The following is a 17,280-nucleotide window of genomic DNA, read 5'->3' as shown; positions in this document are numbered from 1 at the left end:
ATAGGTTTCGGGTAGCACCATGAGCACAGAAGATCCACGCTTCGCCGGCGTTGCCCGGCTTTACGGCGACGACGGGCTGCAACGCCTGAGCCAGGCCCATGTGGGGGTCGTCGGAATCGGCGGGGTTGGCTCGTGGGCGGCTGAGGCGCTGGCGCGCAGTGGCGTGGGCGAGATCACCCTGTTCGACTTGGACGATGTCTGCGTCAGCAATACCAACCGCCAGGCCCATGCCCTGGAAGGGCAGGTGGGGCGGCCCAAGGTCGAGGTGATGGCCGAGCGCGTGCGCGCGATCAACCCGGCGTGCACGGTGCATGCAGTGGCCGACTTCGTCACCCGCGAGACCATGGCCGAATACATTACCGAAAACCTCGATTGCGTCATCGACTGCATCGACAGCGTGATGGCCAAGGCCGCACTGATTGCCTGGTGCCGGCGGCGCAAGATCGCCGTGGTCACCACCGGTGGCGCGGGCGGGCAGATCGACCCGACGCAAATCCAGATCGGCGACCTCAACAAGACCTTCAACGACCCGCTGGCATCGCGCGTGCGCTCCACCTTGCGCCGGGACTACAACTTCTCGCGCAACGTCAGCCGCAATTACGGTGTGCCCTGCGTGTTCTCCAGCGAGCAGCTGCGCTATCCCAAGGGGGATGGCAGCGTGTGCCTGCAGAAAAGCTTCGTCGGTGAGGGCGTGCGCCTGGACTGCTCAGGGGGCTTTGGCGCCGTGATGATGGTCACCGCGACCTTCGGCATGGTGGCTGCCAGCAAGGCGGTGGAAAAACTGGTGGCGGGTGCGCGGCGACCTTCTGAACGGGTCAAACCGGAGTAAGGCGCTGGACCTGGGTGAGCTTCTTCGCAGGCCCCTGTAGGAGCGGGCTTGCCCGCGATGAACCCCCCGCCGATTCAGCTGACCGAAACCAGCTCCGCCATCCGCTGCAACACCGCATGCAACCCATTGCTGCGCGACGGCGACAACTGCCGCTCCAGCCCCAGCCGGGTGAACCACTCGCGCAAATCCAGTGCAGCCAGTTCAGCACTGTTCAGGCCTTGCACCCGGACCAGCAGCAACGCCAGCAAACCGCGCAACAACCGCGCGTCACTGCCTGCCTTGAACCGCCACTGGCCATCGCGCTGTTCAACCACCAGCCACACCAGGCTTTCGCAGCCATGCACCCGGTTGCCTTCGCACTTTTGCGCATCCTCCAGCGGAGCCAGGCGGTCACCCATTTGCATCAGCAACCGCGCACGCTGCTCCCAGCCTCGGGCCTGTTCGAAGCTGTCCAGCGCCGCTTGGGCGTCTGCAGGCAGGCTCATCGTAGCAACTCCAGGCCTTGGTCGAGCGCGTCGAAAAACCGCTGCAGGTCGTCGCTGTCGTTGTACAGCCCCAGCGACACCCGAATCGCCCCGTCCAGCCCCAGCCCTTTGAGCAACGGCATGGCGCAGTGATGGCCAGCGCGTACGGCAATGCCCTGTTCGGTCAGCAGGTGAGCGATGTCGGCATTGTGCACGCCGTCGATGACGAAGCTGGCCAGGGCCGCCTGCGGGGAGCCCAGTACGCGCACGCCATCACGGTCAGCCAGCCCGCGCAACAGGTGCTGATGGAGGCTGGATTCATGGTTGCTGACCGCCATGGCATCCAGGCTGGCCAGGTAATCGAGGGTCGCGCCCAGCCCGATCACACCGGCGATGGGCGGTGTGCCTGCCTCAAAGCCCAGCGGAGCAGGGCGGAAGCTGGCGCTGTGGTAATCGGCCAGCTGCACCATCTCTCCGCCGAACTGCCAGTGGCGCAGCAGCTCCAGCGCCTGCGCGCGGCCATAGAGCACGCCGACGCCTTCAGGGCCGTACAACTTGTGGCTGGAAAACACATAGAAGTCACAGCCCAGTTGCTGCACATCGTGACGCCCATGCACCACGCCCTGTGCACCATCCACCACGGTCAACGCGCCTTGGGCGCGTGCGTGGGCGAGCAGGCTTGGCAGCGGCTGCCAGGTGCCGAGCACGTTGGACAACTGGCTGACGGCCAGCACCCGTGTGCGTGGGCCAATCAGTTGCAAGGCCTGGTCGAGGTCGATGCGGCCATGCGCGTCCACGGGCAGCACTACCAGGCGCATGTTGCGCCGCTGCGCCAGTTGCTGCCAGGGCAGCAGGTTGGCGTGGTGTTCCAGGGCGCTGACGGCGATCTCTTCGCCCGCCTCAAAGCGGTGTTCCAGGCCATAGGCCAGCAGGTTCAGCGCCGACGTGGCGCCGTGGGTGAAGATGATTTGCCGCGATTCGGCGGCATTGAGCCAGGCGGCCACCTTGTCGCGGCTGGTTTCGAACGCTTGGGTCGCCAGCGCGCCGGGCAGGTGCTGGGCACGGTGCACGTTGGCCGCGCCGTGGCCGTAATAGTGGCTCAGGGCATCGAGCAGGGCCTGGGGCTTCTGGGTGGTGGCGGCGCTGTCCAGGTAGGTCTGGTGCTGCCGTTGCAGGGCGTCGATAGCGGGGAAATCGGCACGCCAGGGGGAGGGCTGGAACATGATCACGGGGCCTGGAATGAAAATCGGGTCTGGCGTGGTGCCAGACCCGATCTTAACATTTCATACGCTGAGCGTGCGCTGTTCACGGGCAAGCCCGCTCCTACAGGTGCTGAAGGATTCTCAGTTGTGCGCGTGCAGCGCCTCGTTCAGCTCGATCGCCGACTTGTGCGTCTTGCACTCGACGGCGCCATTGAGCGAGTTGCGGCGGAACAGCAGGTCGGTCTGGCCGGCCAGGTCACGGGCCTTGACCACTTTGACCAGCTCGTTGTTCTCGTCGAGCAGGTTCACCTTGGTACCGGCAGTGATGTACAGGCCGGCTTCGACGGTGTTGCGGTCGCCCAGCGGGATGCCGATACCGGCGTTGGCGCCGATCAGGCAGCCTTCGCCGACTTTGATGATGATGTTGCCGCCGCCGGACAGGGTGCCCATGGTCGAGCAGCCGCCGCCCAGGTCCGAGCCCTTGCCGACGAAGACGCCCGCCGAGACACGGCCTTCGATCATGCCTGGGCCTTCGGTGCCAGCGTTAAAGTTGACGAAGCCTTCGTGCATGATGGTGGTGCCTTCGCCGATGTAGGCGCCCAGGCGCACACGGGCGGTGTCGGCGATGCGCACGCCGGCCGGGACCACGTAGTCGGTCATCTTCGGGAATTTGTCCACCGAGAACACTTCCAGCAGCTCGCCCTTCAGGCGCGCTTCCAGTTGCAGTTCGGCAAGCTCCGCCAGGTCGACGGCGCCCTGGTTGGTCCAGGCCACGTTCGGCAGCAGCGGGAAGATACCGGCCAGGCTCAGGCCGTGCGGCTTGACCAGGCGGTGCGACAGCAGGTGCAGCTTGAGGTAGGCCTCAGGGGTCGAGGTCAGCGCAGCGTCTTCGGCCAGCAGGGTGGCGACCAGCGGCTTGTGGCTTTCGGCCAGGCGGGTCAACAGAGCGGCCTGGGCAGCATCAACGCCTTTCAGGGCTTCGGCCAGTTTCAAGGCCTGGCCGTTGCTGAAGGTGATGGCCTGGTTGCCGCCTTCGTAACCGAGGATCGGCGCTACGGCGGCGACCAGCTCGGCGCTCGGCTTGAGCAGCGGTTGTGCGTAGAACACTTCCAGCCAGGTGCCCTGGCGGTTCTGGGAGCCGACACCGAAGGCCAGGCTGAACAGGGTATTGGACATGTGATTACCTCGTGCGAAATAGGGTATGAAGCGCCAGCGGGCTCAGGCCAGCGCGGCGGCGTACAGGTCAGGCTTGAAGCCGACCAATGTGCGCGCGCCCAGGTCGAGCACCGGGCGCTTGATCATCGACGGCTGGGCCAGCATCAGTTCGACGGCCTTGGCCTGGTCGAGATCGGCCTTGCTGGCGTCGTCGAGCTTGCGGAAGGTGGTGCCGGCACGGTTGAGGATGACTTCCCAGCCGTGTTCGTCGCACCAGCGGTTCAGGCTGTCACGGTCGATGCCTTGAGCTTTGTAGTCATGGAATTCGTAGGCGATGGCTTTGTCTTCGAGCCAGGTGCGCGCCTTTTTCATGGTATCGCAGGCTTTGATGCCGTAGAGCGTGTAGGTCATTGTGTGCATTGAGGCCACAGGCTGCCCCAATCTCTCCATTTCCGAATGTCAGTCGCGGGATTATGCGGGAACGATTCTTTGAGCGCCACGGGTGTGGGGTGAATGGGGGGCGGTGTGAGCTACGTGCATCGAAGTCGCAGCTCTCTAGTATCATCATGTTACATATTCATCCGTCACCTGCGACTATCGTGCAGCGGTCTCGATTTAGCCATCACCGCTAACATATTGTTTCAATGGCGATGTTTCGCCCCGATGTAGTTCTTGATTCATAAAGGAAGCTTTTACGGATGCAGTCAGCCTATACCGTCCTCATCCTGCTGACGCTGGTAAGCGTGTCGAAACTGGTCGGGCGCATGGTCCCGCTACCCCTGCCCCTGGTGCAGATCGCCGCCGGCGCATTGTTGGCCTGGCCGACCCTGGGCCTGCACGTGGCGCTGGACCCTGAGCTGTTTCTCTTCCTGTTCCTGCCCCCGCTGCTGTTCGCCGACGGCTGGCGCATCCCCAAGCGTGAGCTGTGGCGCATTCGCGGGCCGGTGGTGGCATTGGCCGTGGGGCTGGTGCTGTTCACCGTGGTGGGTGCCGGCTACTTCATCCACTGGCTGCTGCCGAGCATCCCGCTGCCCGTGGCCTTCGCCTTGGCAGCCGTGTTGTCGCCGACCGACGCCGTGGCGGTTTCGGCGATAACCCAGGACCGCCTACCCACCCCGCTGATGCACATGCTCCAGGGCGAGGCGCTGATGAACGACGCGTCGGGCCTGGTGACCTTCAAGTTCGCGCTGGCAGCGGCGATCACCGGCGTGTTCTCGTTGGCCGATGCCAGCTTCAGCTTCGTGCTGGTCGCATTGGGTGGCCTGGCGGTGGGTGTGGCCCTGAGCTGGCTGATCGGTCGCCTGCGCGCCTGGATGATCGCCCGTGGCTGGGATGACCCGGCTACCCATGTGGTGTTCATGCTGCTGCTACCGTTTGCCGCTTATGTGCTGGCCGAGCGCCTTGGTGTGTCGGGCATTCTCTCGGCGGTGGCGGCCGGCATGATGCAGAGCTGGCTCGACCTGCTGCCGCGCCAGACCAGCACCCGCTTGCTCAACCGCAGCGTCTGGTCGCTGCTGGAGTTCGCGTTCAATGGCTTGATCTTCTTGCTGCTGGGCCTGCAGTTGCCCGACATCATCAAGGCGGTGGTCAGCCACGAGGCGACGGTCTGGCCAACCCTGGCCTGGCGCTGCCTGGACGTGCTGGCGATCTTCGCAGCGTTGATTCTGCTGCGGTTCATCTGGGTGCAGAGCATCTGGCGGGCGATTGGTGTGGTGCGGCGCTGGCGCGGCAAGCCGGCGCTGGTGCTGATGCCAACCGCACGCTCGTGCTGGCTGCTGACCTTGGGCGGGGTACGGGGTGCGGTGACCCTGGCGGGTGTGATGTCGATACCGTTGCTGATGGGGGCGGGCCAGGCGTTCCCTGAACGCGACTTGCTGATCTTCATTGCCGCCGGGGTCATTTTGTTGTCGCTGATCAGTGCCTGCATCGCGTTGCCGATCCTGCTGCGTGGCATCACCAAGAGCCCGGACGAGCGCCTGCATCAAGAGGTGCAGGAAGCCTGGCGCCGTACCGCCGAGGCGGCGATTCATGCGTTGGAAGCTGAGGAAGTGATCGACGCCAACGCGCCGCAGGATGCCGCGCAGGCGACACTCGCCACCGAGCTCAAGGCAAGGTTGATGGCCGAGTATCGGGACGAGCTGAACAGTTACAACGACACGGCCGAGGCGAGAGCTTTGGCTGAGCAGATGGATTTGCTCGAGCGGCGTTTGCGTTTGCGCGCACTACGGGCGCAGCGGCTGGAGCTGTATAACCTGCATCGCCAGCACCTGGTGGGCGATGAGGTGGTGCGGCAGGTGTTGGGTGAGCTGGATATGAGTGAGGCCAACCTGGGGCAGGTCAGGTAGAACTCATTGTTGCCATTCGCGGGACAAGCCCGCTCCCACAGGTACCCAGCAACCTCAAATGCAATGGAGAACCTGTGGGAGCTGGCTTGCCCCGCGAATGGGGCACAAAGTGCCCCCAGTTCCGTCAGCGGTTTTGCAGGAAGGCGCGAATCCGCTCAGCCGCCTCGATACATTCGGCCAGCGGCGCAACCAGTGCCATGCGCACCCGACCTGCGCCTGGGTTCACGCCATCCACCTCACGCGACAGGTAAGACCCCGGCACCACGGTCACATGCTGGACTTCGAACAGGTCGCGGGTGAACGCGGCATCGCAGCCCGGCACCTTGGCCCAAAGGTAGAAGCTGCCATCCGGCCGCTGCACATCCATTACCGGCTGCAGGATATCCAGCACGGCATCGTACTTGGCGCGGTACTGGTCACGGTTCTCGCGCACATGCGCCTCGTCCTGCCAGGCAGCGATGCTGGCCAGCTGAGTCTGCACGGGCATGGCGCAGCCATGGTAGGTGCGGTACAGCAGGAACGGCTTGATGATCGCGGCGTCACCGGCGACGAAGCCCGAGCGCAGGCCCGGCAGGTTGGAACGTTTGGACAGGCTGTGGAACACCACGCAACGCTTGAAATCGTTGCGGCCCAGCTCGGCGCAGGCGCTGAGCAGGCCCGGTGGTGGCGCGTCTTCGTCGAAGTACAGTTCGCTGTAGCACTCGTCGGCGGCGATCACGAAGTCGTGCTCGTCGGCCAGGGCAATCAGCTTCTTCAGGGTGTCCATCGGCACCAGCGCACCGGTGGGGTTGCCCGGCGAGCACAGGAACAGGATCTGGCAACGCGTCCAGACTTCCGTAGGCACGGCATCGAAGTCCGGGTTGAACCCGTTGGCTTCCAGGCACGGCAGGTAGTGCGGGGTGGCACCGGCGAGCAGGGCTGCGCCCTCGTAGATCTGGTAGAACGGGTTGGGGCTGACTACCAGGCCATCATTGTCGCGGTTGACCACGGCCTGGGTGAAGGCGAACAGCGCCTCGCGGGTACCGTTGACCGGCAGAATGTGGCGGTCGGCATCCAGCCAGCCGGCCGGCACGCCGAAACGGCGTTCGCACCACTGTCCAATGGCCTGGCGCAGGGCTGGCAGGCCGAGAGTGCTTGGATAGACCGCCAGCTTGTCGAGGTTGTCGGCCATGGCCTGGGCGACGAACGCAGGCGATTCGTGCTTCGGCTCACCAATCGACAGGGCGATGGCGCGTTTGTCCGCTGCAGGCTTCACGCTGCCCAGTAGGGCGCGGAGTTTCTCGAACGGGTAGGGCTGAAGCTGGGTCAGGGCAGGGTTCATCGGCGCAAGGTCTCGTCAATCGTCTAATCGTTAAAAGGTCACGCGGTTCGGGCTGGTGTCGCTGGCCTGGCCGGCCTGCAGCTGCTGCACGATGGCTTCCTGCAGGCGGCTGCACAGTTGCGGGTCGGACAGCGGCTGGTTATCGGCGTCGGTAATGAAGAACACGTCTTCCACGCGTTCGCCGAGGGTGGCGATCTTGGCATTTTGCAGCGACAGGTCGAACTCCAGGAAGATTCGCCCGATGCGTGCCAGCAGGCCGGGGCGGTCGGGTGCGGTGATCTCCAGGATGGTCACCGGCCGCTGGGCATCGTTGAGGATGGTCACCTGCGGCGGGAAGTTGAAGTGCTTGAGCTGGCGCGGCACCCGACGCTGGATGATCGTTGGGTAATCCTCGGGGTTGCGCAGCGCTTCGGTCAGGCCGTCGCGGATCTGCTTGACCCGCTGCGGGTTGTCGCCGATCGAGCCGCCGTCGTTGTCGAGCACGATGTAGGTGTCGAGGGTGAACTGGCTGCTGGAGGTGATGATCCGCGCGTCATGGATGTTCAGGTTGAGCTGCGACATGGCCGCCACGGTCACGGCAAAGAAGTCGTGCTGGTCGGGTGCATAGATGAAGATCTGCGTGCCGCCTTCGAACTCGCGCTGGGTGGTTTCCTTGATCAGTACCAGCGGCCCGCCGTCAGCGGGTTGCTGGAGGATGGCGTCGGTGTGCCAGGCCACATCGGCGGCGTTGTGCTTGAGGAAGTAGTCGTCGCCAAGCTGGGACCACAGTTGCTCGACGTCGTCCGGGTCGGTGCCCTCGCGCACCAGAATGTCCAGTGCCGAGCTTTGCGTCTGGCGGATCTGTTCTTCGCGATCGAGCGGGTTTTCCAGGCCGCGGCGCAGGGCGCGCTTGGTCTCGGTGTACAGCTGGCGCAGCAGGCTGGCGCGCCAGGAATTCCACAGGCTGGGGTTGGTGGCGTTGATGTCGGCCACGGTCAACACATAGAGGTAGTCCAGGCGCGTTTCGTCGCCGACATGCAGGGCAAAGTCGTTGATCACCTGCGGGTCGGACAGGTCTTTGCGCTGGGCGGTGGTCGACATCACCAGGTGGTTCAGCACCAGCCAGACGATCAGGCGGCTGTCCCAGGCCGGCAGCTGGTGGCGTTCGCAGAACTTCTGCGCATCCACCGCGCCCAGTTCGGAATGGTCGCCTTGGCGGCCTTTGCCGATGTCGTGGTACAGCCCGGCCAGGTAGATCAGCTCCGGCTTGGGCAGGCGGCCCATGAGCTTGCTGGCCAGCGGGAATTTCTCGGACACCGGCGTGTACTGCAGCTTGCGCAGGTGCTTGATGAGGTTGAGGGTATGCGCATCGACCGTATAGATGTGGAACAGGTCATGCTGCATCTGCCCGACGATCAGGCCGAATTCCGGCAGGTAGCGGCCAAGGATGCCGTAGCGGTTCATCCGCCGCAGGTTGCGGTGGATGCCGATTTCGCATTTGAACAGCTCGATGAACAGGCTGGTGTTGCGGATGTCGTTGCGGAAGGTGTCGTCGATCAGGTGGCGATGCTCGCGCAGCAGGCGCACGGTGTCGGCGCGCACACCCTTGATCTCGGGGTGTTGGGCCATCAGCACGAAGATTTCCAGCATGGCGAACGGCGTGCGCTTGAACACGTTCGGGCTGACCGCCTCGATATAGCCGTCGTGCAGGCGGAAGCGCGCATTCAGCGGCTGGGTGGTGCCGCTGTCGTCATCGGCGAGGATGACTTCCTCGAAGTGCTGGATGATCAGGTCGCACAGCTGGCTGATGCTCATCACCACCCGGTAGTACTGCTGCATGAACTGTTCGATGGCGCGCTTGGGGTTTTCATCGGTGTAGCCCAGCAGCGCGGCGATGCTGCGCTGGTGGTCGAACAGCAGGCGGTCCTCGGCGCGGCCCGCCAGCATGTGCAGGGCGTAGCGCACTTTCCACAGGAAGTCCTGGGACGAGGCCAGCAGTTCGTTTTCGCTCTCCAGCAGAAAACCTTCGCCGGCCAGGGCGTGCAGGTTCAGCGTGCCGTATTGGCGCCGGGCCACCCACAGCACCGTCTGGATGTCGCGCAGGCCGCCGGGCGAGCCTTTGACATTGGGCTCGAGGTTGTACTCGGTGTCGTTGTACTTGTGGTGGCGGGCCTTGAGTTCGGCGCGCTTGGCCAGGAAGAACTCCCGGCTCGGCCACATGTGCGCGGTGCTGGTGACATCCAGCATGCGCTGGCGCAAGGCTTCGGGGCCGGCGATGGTGCGGCTTTCCATCATGTTGGTAATGACCGTCAGGTCGGCACGCGCCTGCTCGGCACATTCATCGACGGTGCGCACGCTCTGGCCCACTTCCAGGCCGATATCCCATAGCAGGGTCAGGAACCGTTCGATGGCGTCGCGGTACTGCTCGTGCTCGGCGGCGCCGAGCAGGATCAGCAGGTCGATGTCCGAGTGCGGGTGCAATTCGCCGCGCCCGTAACCACCGCACGCGACGAGGGCGATGCCGCTGGTGTCGCCCCAGTCGAACTGGTTCCAGGCCTGCTGCAGAATGTTGTCGACGAGCCAGGCGCGGTCCTCGATCAGCCGACGGATCTCCCGGCCTTCGCGAAAACGCTTGTCGAGCACCTCGCCGGCCTGGCGGATGGCTTTCTTGAAGGCGGCGATTGGGCTCGCCTTGAGGGCCAGTTCCGCCTGGAACTGGCCGCGGTCGAACAGCTCGGGATCCACCTGGGGCATGCGTCGCGTTCCTGTCGTAAAGGCCTTGGCGTCAAATCAGGCCGAGGTGCGCGGGATGGTGTCGTCCTTGCGCAGGGTGAAGATCTCGTAGCCGGTCGCGGTCACCACCAGGGTGTGCTCCCACTGGGCCGAGAGCTTGCGGTCCTTGGTGATGGCCGTCCAGCCGTCGCCCAGCACCTTGGTATCGGCCTTGCCCTGGTTGATCATCGGCTCGATGGTGAAGGTCATGCCTTCCTTGAGCTCCATGCCAGTGCCGGCACGGCCGTAGTGAAGGATCTGCGGCTCTTCGTGGAACACCTTGCCGATGCCATGGCCGCAGAACTCGCGCACCACCGAGAAACCGTTCTTTTCGGCGTGCTTCTGGATCACTTCACCGATGTCGCCCAGGCGGCAGCCCGGCTTGACCAGTTCGATGGCCTTGTACATGCATTCCTGGGTGACCTTGGACAGGCGCTCGGCCCATACCGGCACGGTGCCGACGTGGAACATGCGGCTGGTGTCGCCGTGGTAGCCGTCCTTGATCACGGTGACGTCGATGTTCAGCGTGTCACCGTCCTTGAGCGGCTTGTCGTTGGGGATGCCGTGGCAGACCACATGGTTGATCGAGGTGCAGATCGACTTCGGGTAGCCTTTGTAGTTGAGCGGTGCCGGGATCGCCTGCTGGACGTTGACGATGTAGTCGTGGCACAGGCGGTCGAGCGCTTCGGTGGTGACACCGGGCTTGACGTGCTCTTCGATCATTTCCAGCACTTCGGCGGCCAGGCGGCCGGCGATGCGCATCTTCTCGATGTCTTCTGCGGTCTTGATGGTAACGGTCATTACAGGCTCTCTACGGCGCCGCAGGCGGCGCGAACAAACGGGAAAGGCCGGATTCTAGCAGAGCAGGGCGGCATTCTGTCGGGATAAAGGCGGCCATGCTGCTGTCTACAGGGGGCATTCTGGCCTGTTTGGCGGGGTGCTGCAAAAACCGCTGACGGACGAGCGATTATCCTGGTTCCGTTCGGTCGCGGTCTGTGGTATAAAATGCGCCGCTTTCGGGGACGACCCCGTGAGCATAAACCCACACACGTGTCGACACGATGACCTGGGTGCCCCGAGTTCTCGAATTTGCGGGTTGGTCATTGGGATACGTGGAGGCCCAACCCGACTTATCAAGGAACTATCATGTCCCAAGTCAACATGCGCGATATGCTGAAGGCCGGTGTGCACTTCGGCCACCAGACCCGTTACTGGAACCCGAAAATGGGCAAGTACATTTTCGGCGCGCGTAACAAGATCCACATCATCAACCTGGAAAAAACCCTGCCAATGTTCAACGAAGCTCTGGCTTTCGTAGAGCGTCTGGCTCAGGGCAAGAACAAGATCATGTTCGTCGGCACCAAGCGTTCCGCCGGCAAGATCGTTGCCGAGCAAGCTGCTCGCGCCGGTTCGCCATACGTTGATCACCGCTGGTTGGGCGGCATGCTGACCAACTACAAAACCATCCGTGCTTCGATCAAGCGTCTGCGCGACCTGGAAACCCAGGCCGAAGATGGCACCTTTGCCAAGCTGACCAAGAAAGAAGCCCTGATGCGTTCGCGCGATCTGGAAAAGCTGGACCGCAGCCTGGGTGGTATCAAGGACATGGGCGGCCTGCCTGATGCCCTGTTCGTGATCGACGTTGACCACGAGCGCATTGCTATCACCGAAGCCAACAAGCTGGGCATCCCGGTAATCGGCGTTGTCGATACCAACAGCAGCCCGGAAGGTGTTGACTACATCATCCCAGGCAACGACGACGCCATCCGCGCCATCGAGCTGTACATGACTTCGATGGCCGACGCCATCATCCGCGGCCGCAACAACGTTGCTGGCGGCACCGAAGTCTACGCTGAAGAAGCGGCTGCACCTGCTGCTGAGTAATAGGCGCTAGCGTCTACTTGGCACGCAAAAAGGGGGCTTTGCCCCCTTTTTGCCACCTTGAAATCCTGCTGTCAGCAATGCTCCCGCATCATGGGCTGGCTGAGACAACAACAGCGGATTCGCAGAATTGAACGCCCGTGACGAGCGGGTGGAATGGTTGAAAAACTTTCCAAGAGGATTTTGAAATGGCAGCAATTACTGCAGCGCTGGTCAAAGAACTGCGCGAGCGTACCGGCGAAGGCATGATGGATTGCAAGAAGGCCCTGGAAAAGGCCGGCGGCGACATCGAAAAAGCCATTGACGACATGCGTGCCTCGGGCGCCATCAAGGCCGCCAAAAAGGCTGGCAACGTCGCTGCCGAAGGCGCGATCGCAGTCAAGACCGACGGTAAATCCGCCGTTCTGCTGGAAGTGAACTCGCAGACCGACTTCCTGGCCCTGCAAGACGACTTCAAGAACTTCGTTGCCGAAAGCATCGAAGAAGCCTTCGCCCAGAAGCTGACTGACGCAGCTCCGCTGATCGCCTCGCGTGAAGCTGCTCGTGAAGCCCTGGTTGCCAAGTGCGGCGAAAACGTCAACATCCGCCGCCTGGTGCGCGTTGAGGGTGACGTTGTCGGTGCTTACCTGCACGGCAACAAGATCGGTGCCGTTGTTGTCCTGAAAGGCGGCGACGTCGAGCTGGCCAAGAACATCGCCATGCACGTTGCAGCCTCGAACCCAGAGTTCCTGGATGCTTCGGAAATCTCCGCCGAGGCCATCGAGCGCGAGAAGAATGTCTTCCTGCAGCTGAACGCCGACAAGATCGCCGGCAAGCCGGAAAACATCGTTGAGAACATGATCAACGGCCGTATCACCAAGTTCAAGGCCGAAGCCTCGCTGAAAGAGCAAGCCTTCGTCATGAACCCGGAAGTCAAAGTCGGCGAACTGGCCAAGAAAGCCGGCGCTGAAATCGTTTCCTTCACTTACTTCAAAGTAGGCGAAGGCATCGAGAAGCCGGTCGACGACTTCGCTGCTGAAGTAGCCGCTCAGGTAGCAGCTGCCAAGCAGTAAGACAGACTCGTCTGTCGCCCCAAAGAGGCTGCCCGCTCACGCGCGCAGCCTCTTTGTCAAAGCGGGTGCGGTTTTCGAACCGTTGTTCGCTGACGCAGTCGCTGCGTCACGTTAGAGTTACACGCAGGCTCGAAGCAGCCCGCCAGAATTTTACAAACGCCGCAGGAGAGATTCGCAATGGCTCAGCAGGGCAGTGGTTATCAGGCTCGCTATAAACGCATTCTACTCAAACTTAGCGGCGAGGCCCTGATGGGCTCGGAAGAGTTCGGGATCGACCCCAAGGTCCTGGATCGCATGGCACTTGAGGTCGGCCAATTGGTCGGCATCGGTGTTCAGGTAGGTCTCGTTATCGGTGGTGGCAACCTGTTCCGTGGTGCGGCGCTCAGTGCAGCCGGCATGGACCGTGTCACCGGCGACCACATGGGCATGCTGGCAACCGTCATGAATGGCCTGGCCATGCGCGATGCGCTGGAGCGGGCGAACATCACTGCCATCGTGATGTCGGCCATTTCCATGGTGGGTGTGACCGATCATTACGATCGCCGCAAAGCCATGCGCCACCTGAATGCCAAAGAAGTCGTAATCTTCGCTGCCGGTACCGGCAACCCGTTCTTCACCACCGACTCTGCCGCTTGCCTGCGCGCCATCGAAATCGATGCCGACGTGGTATTGAAGGCAACGAAGGTCGATGGTGTATACACTGCAGATCCATTCAAAGACCCGCATGCCGAGAAGTTCGATCATCTGACCTACGATGAAGTGCTGGATCGCAAGCTGGGCGTGATGGACCTGACGGCAATCTGTCTGTGCCGCGACCACAAGATGCCGCTGCGCGTCTTCAACATGAACAAGCCCGGCGCCCTGCTGAACATCGTGCATGGCGGCGCGGAAGGAACTCTGATCGAGGAAGTTCAAAAATGATCAACGACATCAAGAAAGACGCCCAGGACCGCATGGGCAAGTCCATCGAGGCACTGGGTCGCAACCTGGCGTCCATCCGTACCGGTCGCGCCCACCCCAGCATCCTGGACAGCGTCAAGGTTCCGGCCTGGGGCAGCGAAATGCCGCTGAACCAGGTGGCTGCCGTGTCCGTTGAAGATGCCCGTACCCTGAAGATCGTCGCCCACGACAAGAACCTCAGCGCTGCCATCGAAAAGGCCATCCTGACGTCCGACCTGGGCCTGAACCCGTCCAGCGCCGGTACCACCATTCGTGTGCCGATGCCTGCCCTGACCGAAGAAACCCGCAAGGGTTACACCAAGCAGGCCAGCGCTGTTGCCGAAGACGCCAAGGTTGCCGTGCGCAACGTGCGTCGTGACGCACTGGCCGACCTCAAGAAGCTGACCAAGGACAAGGAAATCAGCGAAGACGAAGAGCGTCGCGCCGCTGACGAGATCCAGAAGCTGACCGACAAATTCGTCGCCGAGATCGACGCTGCGTTCAAAGCCAAGGAAAAGGACCTGTTGGCCGTCTAAGGCCGAGGTTTTTTAATGGAAAAGACCAAGCTGGCGGCACCGTCATCGGTGCCGCGTCACGTCGCGATCATCATGGATGGCAATAATCGCTGGGCAAAGAAGCGCCTGTTGCCCGGCGTCGCCGGGCACAAGGCCGGCGTCGATGCCGTGCGTGCGGTCATCGAAGTCTGCGCCAAGTCCGGGGTCGAGGTGCTGACCCTGTTCGCCTTCTCCAGCGAGAACTGGCAGCGCCCGGCCGAAGAGGTCGGTGCGCTGATGGAGTTGTTCTTCTCGGCACTGCGCCGTGAGGCCAGGCGCCTCAACGAGAACAACATCAGCCTGCGTATCATTGGTGACCGTTCGCGTTTTCACCCGGAGCTGCAGGCCGCCATGCGCGAGGCCGAGGCGCTGACTGCCGGCAACAACCGCTTCATCCTGCAGATCGCCGCCAACTACGGTGGGCAGTGGGATATCGCCCAAGCCGCGCAACGGCTGGCGCGTGAAGTTCAGGCCGGCCATCTGCGCCCGGACGACATCACGCCGGGGTTGTTGCAGGCATGCCTGGCCACCGGCGAGCAGCCGTTGCCGGACCTGTGCATCCGCACCGGTGGCGAGCACCGCATCAGCAACTTCCTGCTGTGGCAGCTGGCCTACGCCGAACTGTACTTCTCCGACCTGTACTGGCCGGACTTCAAACACGAGGCCATGCGCAATGCCCTGGCCGATTTCGCTTCGCGCCAGCGCCGCTTCGGTAAGACCAGCGAGCAGGTCGAGGCTGGAGCTCGTGCTTAATGCTTAAACAACGCATCATTACCGCGCTGATCCTGCTGCCGGTCGCGCTGGGTGGTTTCTTCCTGCTCAACGGCGGGGACTTCGCCCTCTTCATCGGCTTCGTGGTTACCCTGGGTGCCTGGGAATGGGCGCGCCTGGCCGGGCTTATGGCTCAGCCCCTGCGCATCGCCTACGCCGCCGTGGTCGCCGGGGCGCTGATGCTGCTCTACCTGATGCCTGACCTGGCGCCCTGGGTGCTGGGTGCTTCGGTGATCTGGTGGGCGCTGGCCACCTGGCTGGTGCTGACCTACCCGCGCAGCAGTGAATTGTGGGCCAGCGCCGCCTGCCGCCTGCTGATCGGCCTGCTGATACTGCTGCCGGCCTGGCAGGGGTTGGTGCTGCTCAAGCACTGGCCGCTGGGCAACTGGCTGATTCTCTCGGTCATGGTGCTGGTGTGGGCTGCCGATATCGGCGCCTATTTCTCCGGTCGTGCCTTTGGCAAGCGCAAGCTTGCGCCGCAGGTCAGCCCGGGCAAGAGCTGGGAAGGCGTTTATGGCGGCCTGGCTGTCAGCCTGCTGATTACCCTGGGGGTCGGCATCAGCCGCGACTGGGGTATTGGCCAGATCCTGCTGGGCCTTGTGGGCGCCGCGCTGGTGGTCATGTCGTCGGTGATCGGTGACCTGACCGAAAGCATGTTCAAGCGCCGTTCCGGTATCAAGGACAGCAGTAACCTGTTGCCTGGCCATGGTGGTGTGCTTGACCGCATCGACAGCCTGACAGCGGCCATCCCGATCTTTGCCGTGCTGTTGTGGGCTGCCGAATGGGGTGTGATGTGACTGCCATACAGCGCATTACCGTGCTGGGCGCTACCGGCTCGATCGGCCTCAGCACGCTGGATGTGATCGCCCGTCACCCCGAGCGTTATCAGGTGTTCGCGTTGAGTGGTTATTCGCGCATCGACGAGCTGCTGGGCTTGTGCGTACAGCATCGTCCGGCCTTTGCCGTGGTGCCGAATGGCGAAGCGGCCGCACGCCTGCGTGCTGGCCTTGCGGCTGCGGGCTGCGCCACCGAGGTGCTGGAAGGGGAGGCTGGCCTCTGCGAAGTCGCCTGCGCCCCTGAAGTGGATGCGGTGATGGCGGCTATCGTCGGCGCTGCCGGGCTGCGCCCGACGTTGGCAGCTGTCGAGGCAGGCAAGAAGGTGCTGCTGGCCAACAAGGAGGCGCTGGTGATGTCCGGCGCACTGTTCATGGATGCCGTGCGTCGTAGCGGCGCCGTGCTGCTGCCGATCGACAGCGAGCACAATGCGATTTTCCAGTGCCTGCCGGGCGATTACGAGCGCGGCCTGAGCCAGGTTGGCGTACGCCGGATCCTGCTGACCGCTTCGGGTGGTCCGTTCCGCGAAACGCCGCAGGCGGCGCTGGCCGATGTCACGCCGGAACAGGCCTGCGCCCACCCGAACTGGTCCATGGGGCGCAAGATTTCGGTGGACTCGGCGAGCATGATGAACAAGGGGCTGGAGCTGATCGAAGCCTGCTGGCTGTTCGATGCGGCGCCGGCCAAGGTTGAGGTGGTGGTGCACCCGCAGAGCGTGATCCACTCGCTGGTGGATTACGTTGATGGTTCGGTATTGGCCCAATTGGGCAACCCGGATATGCGCACGCCCATTGCCAACGCCCTGGCCTGGCCTGAGCGGATCGATTCCGGGGTTGCGCCGCTGGATCTGTTCGCCATTGCCCGTCTGGATTTCCAGGCCCCCGACGAACTGCGCTTTCCTTGCCTGCGCTTGGCGCGGCAGGCTGCCGAGGCCGGCAACAGTGCACCTGCGGTGCTCAATGCGGCCAACGAGATCGCTGTCGAGGCATTTCTCGAGCGGCGTATCCGCTTCCCGGAGATCGCGGGTATGATCGAACAGGTGCTCGACCAGGAGCCTGTGGTTCCAGTGACGTCGCTGGATGCAGTATTCGCTGCCGACCAGCGCGCCCGCGAGCTGTCTCGTGAGTGGTTGAGGCGCCACGGTCGTTGATTACGATCGGCCCAGGGTTTGTACGAAAAGTC

At 63.1% G+C, this 17,280-nt stretch carries 16 protein-coding genes; 9 read left to right on the top strand and 7 right to left on the bottom strand.

What is annotated here, in order from left to right; all coding sequences use genetic code 11:
* Positions 1-19 precede the first annotated feature (19 nt).
* A complete protein-coding gene (gene tcdA, locus ABEH27_RS01185; protein WP_346611800.1) occupies positions 20-829 on the top strand; it encodes a tRNA cyclic N6-threonylcarbamoyladenosine(37) synthase TcdA in 810 nt (269 codons plus the stop codon).
* Positions 830-903: 74 nt separating this feature from the next.
* Here the strand turns inward: tcdA and ABEH27_RS01180 are convergent, their stop codons facing one another.
* The 4 genes from ABEH27_RS01180 to ABEH27_RS01165 form a co-directional block, all read right to left on the bottom strand.
* Positions 904-1,314: a SufE family protein gene (locus tag ABEH27_RS01180; RefSeq protein WP_346611799.1), complete on the bottom strand. Its 411-nt coding sequence runs from the start codon at positions 1,312-1,314 to the stop codon at positions 904-906.
* The gene (locus ABEH27_RS01175; protein WP_346611798.1) at positions 1,311-2,516 is read right to left on the bottom strand and encodes a cysteine desulfurase; all 1,206 of its coding nucleotides are present in this window, start codon (positions 2,514-2,516) and stop codon (positions 1,311-1,313) included. The genes ABEH27_RS01180 and ABEH27_RS01175 overlap by 4 nt, the downstream gene beginning before the upstream one ends.
* Before the next feature lie 120 nt (positions 2,517-2,636).
* Positions 2,637-3,671: a 2,3,4,5-tetrahydropyridine-2,6-dicarboxylate N-succinyltransferase gene (gene dapD, locus ABEH27_RS01170; RefSeq protein ID WP_346611797.1), complete on the bottom strand. Its 1,035-nt coding sequence runs from the start codon at positions 3,669-3,671 to the stop codon at positions 2,637-2,639.
* A 42-nt stretch (positions 3,672-3,713) separates the two neighbouring features.
* Positions 3,714-4,061, bottom strand: coding sequence for an ArsC family reductase (locus tag ABEH27_RS01165; protein WP_306381699.1), 348 nt, complete (start codon positions 4,059-4,061; stop codon positions 3,714-3,716).
* 287 nt (positions 4,062-4,348) lie between these two features.
* Here ABEH27_RS01165 and ABEH27_RS01160 point away from each other — a divergent pair, with 287 nt between their 5' ends.
* Positions 4,349-5,995: a Na+/H+ antiporter gene (locus tag ABEH27_RS01160; protein WP_346611796.1), complete on the top strand. Its 1,647-nt coding sequence runs from the start codon at positions 4,349-4,351 to the stop codon at positions 5,993-5,995.
* A gap of 124 nt (positions 5,996-6,119) precedes the next feature.
* Here the strand turns inward: ABEH27_RS01160 and dapC are convergent, their stop codons facing one another.
* The 3 genes from dapC to map are packed head-to-tail and all read right to left on the bottom strand — an operon-like array spanning position 6,120 to position 10,868.
* Positions 6,120-7,316: a succinyldiaminopimelate transaminase gene (gene dapC / locus ABEH27_RS01155; protein WP_346611795.1), complete on the bottom strand. Its 1,197-nt coding sequence runs from the start codon at positions 7,314-7,316 to the stop codon at positions 6,120-6,122.
* Positions 7,317-7,346: 30 nt separating this feature from the next.
* Positions 7,347-10,049 carry a [protein-PII] uridylyltransferase gene (locus ABEH27_RS01150; RefSeq protein WP_346611794.1) on the bottom strand — a complete coding sequence of 901 codons (2,703 nt, stop codon included), beginning with the start codon at positions 10,047-10,049 and terminating at the stop codon, positions 7,347-7,349.
* A 36-nt stretch (positions 10,050-10,085) separates the two neighbouring features.
* Positions 10,086-10,868: a type I methionyl aminopeptidase gene (map, locus tag ABEH27_RS01145; RefSeq protein WP_016712936.1), complete on the bottom strand. Its 783-nt coding sequence runs from the start codon at positions 10,866-10,868 to the stop codon at positions 10,086-10,088.
* A 345-nt stretch (positions 10,869-11,213) separates the two neighbouring features.
* Between map and rpsB the strand changes: the two genes are divergently transcribed.
* The 7 genes from rpsB to ispC all read left to right on the top strand — a co-directional run bounded on the left by rpsB (position 11,214) and on the right by ispC (position 17,248).
* On the top strand, positions 11,214-11,951 hold the full coding sequence (gene rpsB, locus ABEH27_RS01140; protein ID WP_027595792.1) for a 30S ribosomal protein S2: 738 nt from the start codon (positions 11,214-11,216) through the stop codon (positions 11,949-11,951).
* Between the two features lie 185 nt (positions 11,952-12,136).
* Positions 12,137-13,000 (top strand): translation elongation factor Ts, encoded by an 864-nt coding sequence (gene tsf / locus ABEH27_RS01135; protein ID WP_279805046.1) that lies wholly within the window; start codon positions 12,137-12,139, stop codon positions 12,998-13,000.
* 177 nt (positions 13,001-13,177) lie between these two features.
* On the top strand, positions 13,178-13,921 hold the full coding sequence (pyrH, locus tag ABEH27_RS01130; protein ID WP_008094912.1) for a UMP kinase: 744 nt from the start codon (positions 13,178-13,180) through the stop codon (positions 13,919-13,921).
* Positions 13,918-14,475, top strand: coding sequence for a ribosome recycling factor (gene frr, locus ABEH27_RS01125; RefSeq protein ID WP_008094910.1), 558 nt, complete (start codon positions 13,918-13,920; stop codon positions 14,473-14,475). The genes pyrH and frr overlap by 4 nt, the downstream gene beginning before the upstream one ends.
* Before the next feature lie 15 nt (positions 14,476-14,490).
* Positions 14,491-15,246, top strand: coding sequence for a polyprenyl diphosphate synthase (gene uppS, locus ABEH27_RS01120; protein WP_346611793.1), 756 nt, complete (start codon positions 14,491-14,493; stop codon positions 15,244-15,246).
* Positions 15,246-16,061 (top strand): phosphatidate cytidylyltransferase, encoded by an 816-nt coding sequence (locus ABEH27_RS01115; RefSeq protein ID WP_346611792.1) that lies wholly within the window; start codon positions 15,246-15,248, stop codon positions 16,059-16,061. Before uppS ends, ABEH27_RS01115 begins: the two co-directional genes overlap by 1 nt.
* On the top strand, positions 16,058-17,248 hold the full coding sequence (ispC, locus tag ABEH27_RS01110; RefSeq protein ID WP_346611791.1) for a 1-deoxy-D-xylulose-5-phosphate reductoisomerase: 1,191 nt from the start codon (positions 16,058-16,060) through the stop codon (positions 17,246-17,248). Before ABEH27_RS01115 ends, ispC begins: the two co-directional genes overlap by 4 nt.
* Positions 17,249-17,280: the final 32 nt, after the last annotated feature.

The organism is Pseudomonas sp. P39-UII1 (genome assembly GCF_039672635.1).
Classification (GTDB): Bacteria; Pseudomonadota; Gammaproteobacteria; order Pseudomonadales; family Pseudomonadaceae; genus Aquipseudomonas.
The sequence above is the reverse complement of the archived record's forward strand: the minus strand, read 5'-3'. Positions and strand labels throughout refer to the sequence as shown.